Genomic DNA, 3,052 nt, shown 5'->3' with positions numbered 1-3,052 from the left:
AATTTTCATAGAAAAATTTGATTTTATAAAAATTTTCATCCCCTGATGCAACCGCCAATAATAAGCTTTTTATACGGCGAAATCTATCGAAAATATTCGGCTTTGTATCTTCTTGATATTTATACGTTTTAAAACATTCGCTTTTTGCGTCTATATCTACGTCGCGCCAACTTCCGTTTAGAAATATATCATTAGAGATAGAAATAATGCCTTGCATTATTTCCGGGTCCAACTCTTTGTTTTTATAATGCCGCAAAATCTTTTTTAAATCGGCTTCCAATTTCCAATATTCATCATCGGACCATAGATTATTATCCAAAATCATACCTATAAAGGAATTTGCATCATATCTATCATCAAATGCGGTATTTCTATAAAAATTTACAAGATTCATTGCATTAATCCTTTGGAACATACCAAAAACCGCTATTGTCAAGCTTTTGTTCGAATACGATGCTGTTGCACAGAACGTTTAATCTTTCAAATCTATCATATATGCTAGGCACCACGCCGTCGCTGTTTTCCGCGCACAACATATTGCTTACATAAATTTCCGATTTGTCCTCTACGCCGATAACATCATTAAATATCGCTAGTATTGCGGCGAAAATTTCTTTTGGAAGCGTTTTTTTATGATAAAAGCTCAAAATCTGCATTAAAGTTTTATCTAACTCCCAATAGTCGCAATCCGACCAGGTTCTTTGATATATAAATTTCCCGACAAACGAATTGATGCTGAATTTATCAGAATTCGTTGAATTCTGGTATAAAAACTCTAAGTCCATTAATCACCGTCCTTTTTCATTTATTCATTAAATTTAGCCATCTTTATGGCGAATTTGCGTTTATAAAAATCTATTATTTTCTATTTGATAGCTCTTTAGATAGAATTTCTGAATCAGGATACAATTTTTTCAAAAATTCTATCTCTTCTCGGTCTAGCTCATCTAAAACCTCTTCTGTCGGTCTTTCGCTTAAAATTTTTCCATAAACCAAACTCAACCTTTTATATGCGCGAGGGTTACCGTTCTTGTCAAATTGCTTTATTATAGCAATTCTGCACTCTTTTGTTATTTCGGTATCGCCCATAAAAAGATCTTTTATATCGCAAGAGGCGCTTTGCTCTTTATACAGATAAAATATCCACGCAAATAATATTATAGCGGCGGTAATAAAGTAAATTTTATTTTTCATGAAATCTCTTATTCTTTTGGCTTCCTATCCGCGTAATATAGATGTATGACTTCATCCATGTTAATCTCTTTTTCCTTTCCGATCCGCTTGGTACACAATGTGAAATTTCCCTCCCTCAAAACGCACTTTTTTAATAAACCAACTATAAAGTCGTTATTTGTGCATAGATCTAAATTTCCAGAATGAAATTTTTTAATAAAATTTAGCTCCTCTTTGTCTAGTTCTTGCTCCGCCTTTTGATCTACACAATATCTATCTAAAAAATAAGATTCATAAAAATAGAAAAGTCGCCTATGCGCCCCGCTGTTGCCATTATTAGCCCGTCGTATCAATTTTAATCTGCATTTTTGCTCCATACGATTGTAGTTTTGCCTCAACATATCGTTAATATCACAAGGTGAAAAACTTAGCACCGAAAGAACAATATAAATACAAAGAAATATACTAAGTATGATGAGAAAAAATTTCATTTTATATCCTTACTTATTTTTGGCTTTTTAGATATAAACGATCAATCATAGAATTTGACGATTTGATTAGTGATAAAAGTGGTGTCCTGCGTTGGATTCGAACCAACGACCCCCTCATTAAAAGTGAGATGCTCTACCTACTGAGCTAGCAAGACATCGTAAGAAGTGGCGCGACGAATGGGGCTCGAACCCACGACCTCCGCCGTGACAGGGCGGCATTCTAACCAGCTGAACTACCGTCGCACCAAAAATCACACTCGCAACGCAAGTGTTAAGAAGTATGAAATCCAAGGATTTCAAAATGGTGGTCGCTGTAGGGATCGAACCTGCGACATCCACCTTGTAAGGGTGGCGCTCTACCAGCTGAGCTAAGCGACCGTTTGGGTTTAAAAAAGAAATGTGATTATATATCCAATACGATTAATTTTCACTTAAACAATGATGAAAAGACTGAAATTGTGCTATACTTGCGACATAAAATTTTATCAAAGGCTCGGTAAATTTAGATGAAAAAGTTGGTTTTCGCCCTGTTTTTAGCGCTTCAAGCCCCCGCTTACTCGCCGAACGAGATCGTAAACGCCATCGCCGCAGTAGCGCAAAACGAAGGGGTAAAGCCTGAAATTTTATACACCATCGTCAAAATCGAAAGCGACTTCGAGCCCTACACGATCTCCTTTTTGACAAACAAAGCAAACGCCGATTATTTCGCAAGCCTGCGCAATCAAAATATCCGCATCAAAACGAGCAACTACAGCCTAAATTCCAGCAAATGTGTCGTTACGATCATACCGGCAAACGAAATTTACGCCGTGCAGATCGCCAAGTACCTGTACGAGGATGGCTTTAGCATCGACGTAGGACTCGGGCAGCTAAACGCCGTAAATTTCAGCCAAAACGAGATCGATTATATATTTAATCCGATGTACAACCTTACCAAATGTGCCAAGATCCTGCGCAAATGCTGGAACGCCAAAAATAAAAATATCAAAGACACGATCGAGTGCTACAACTACGGCATGCGCAAACGCTACTCAAACCCCTACTACAAGCGCTTTTACGAACATTACGAGAAATTTTTCGGCAAGCCCTATTAAGAGTTAGTAAAATTTCGCTAAAATCGCGCAAATTTTAAAAAAGGATATTTCATGATACTGATCGCAGGACCCTGCGTGATCGAAAGTCGCGAGCTAATAATGAAAGTCGCGGAAAGTTTGCGCAAATTTAACGAAATGAGCGGGGTGGAATTTTACTTCAAAAGTAGCTTCGATAAAGCCAACCGCACCAGCATCTCAAGCTTCCGCGGCCCGGGGCTGCAGCGCGGCTGCGAAATTTTAGCCGAAGTAAAGGAAAAGTTCGGCTATAAAATTTTAACCGACATCCACGAAAGC

The 3,052-nt window shown here is 37.8% G+C and carries 5 protein-coding genes, 3 tRNA genes and 1 pseudogene; 2 read left to right on the top strand and 7 right to left on the bottom strand.

From position 1 onward, the window contains the following. The 7 genes from Q0238_RS03305 to Q0238_RS03275 form a co-directional block, all read right to left on the bottom strand. On the bottom strand, window positions 1-394 hold a 394-nt coding region (locus Q0238_RS03305; RefSeq protein WP_297942899.1), incomplete at its 3' end, for an Imm41 family immunity protein. Window positions 395-398: 4 nt separating this feature from the next. Beyond that, on the bottom strand, window positions 399-785 hold the full coding sequence (locus tag Q0238_RS03300; RefSeq protein ID WP_297942897.1) for an Imm41 family immunity protein: 387 nt from the start codon (window positions 783-785) through the stop codon (window positions 399-401). A gap of 73 nt (window positions 786-858) precedes the next feature. Next, window positions 859-1,194, bottom strand: coding sequence for a hypothetical protein (locus Q0238_RS03295; RefSeq protein WP_297942896.1), 336 nt, complete (start codon window positions 1,192-1,194; stop codon window positions 859-861). Between the two features lie 8 nt (window positions 1,195-1,202). Further along, a complete protein-coding gene (locus Q0238_RS03290) occupies window positions 1,203-1,664 on the bottom strand; it encodes a hypothetical protein (RefSeq protein ID WP_297942894.1) in 462 nt (153 codons plus the stop codon). A 79-nt stretch (window positions 1,665-1,743) separates the two neighbouring features. Further along, window positions 1,744-1,819: transfer RNA gene (locus Q0238_RS03285), tRNA-Lys, on the bottom strand. An 11-nt stretch (window positions 1,820-1,830) separates the two neighbouring features. Further along, window positions 1,831-1,907 (bottom strand) — tRNA-Asp (locus tag Q0238_RS03280). A 59-nt stretch (window positions 1,908-1,966) separates the two neighbouring features. Next, window positions 1,967-2,042 (bottom strand) — tRNA-Val (locus Q0238_RS03275). Between the two features lie 128 nt (window positions 2,043-2,170). On the opposite strand from Q0238_RS03275, the gene Q0238_RS03270 reads away from it, so the two are divergent. Continuing rightward, window positions 2,171-2,758, top strand: coding sequence for a transglycosylase SLT domain-containing protein (locus Q0238_RS03270; RefSeq protein WP_297942891.1), 588 nt, complete (start codon window positions 2,171-2,173; stop codon window positions 2,756-2,758). Between the two features lie 51 nt (window positions 2,759-2,809). Further along, window positions 2,810-3,052: pseudogene (locus tag Q0238_RS03265) on the top strand (3-deoxy-8-phosphooctulonate synthase); the annotation flags it as partial.

Origin of the sequence: uncultured Campylobacter sp. (assembly GCF_938045775.1) — a bacterium.
In the GTDB taxonomy this organism is placed as follows: Bacteria; Campylobacterota; Campylobacteria; order Campylobacterales; family Campylobacteraceae; genus Campylobacter_B.
This window is presented reverse-complemented; position numbering and strand designations above follow the sequence as displayed.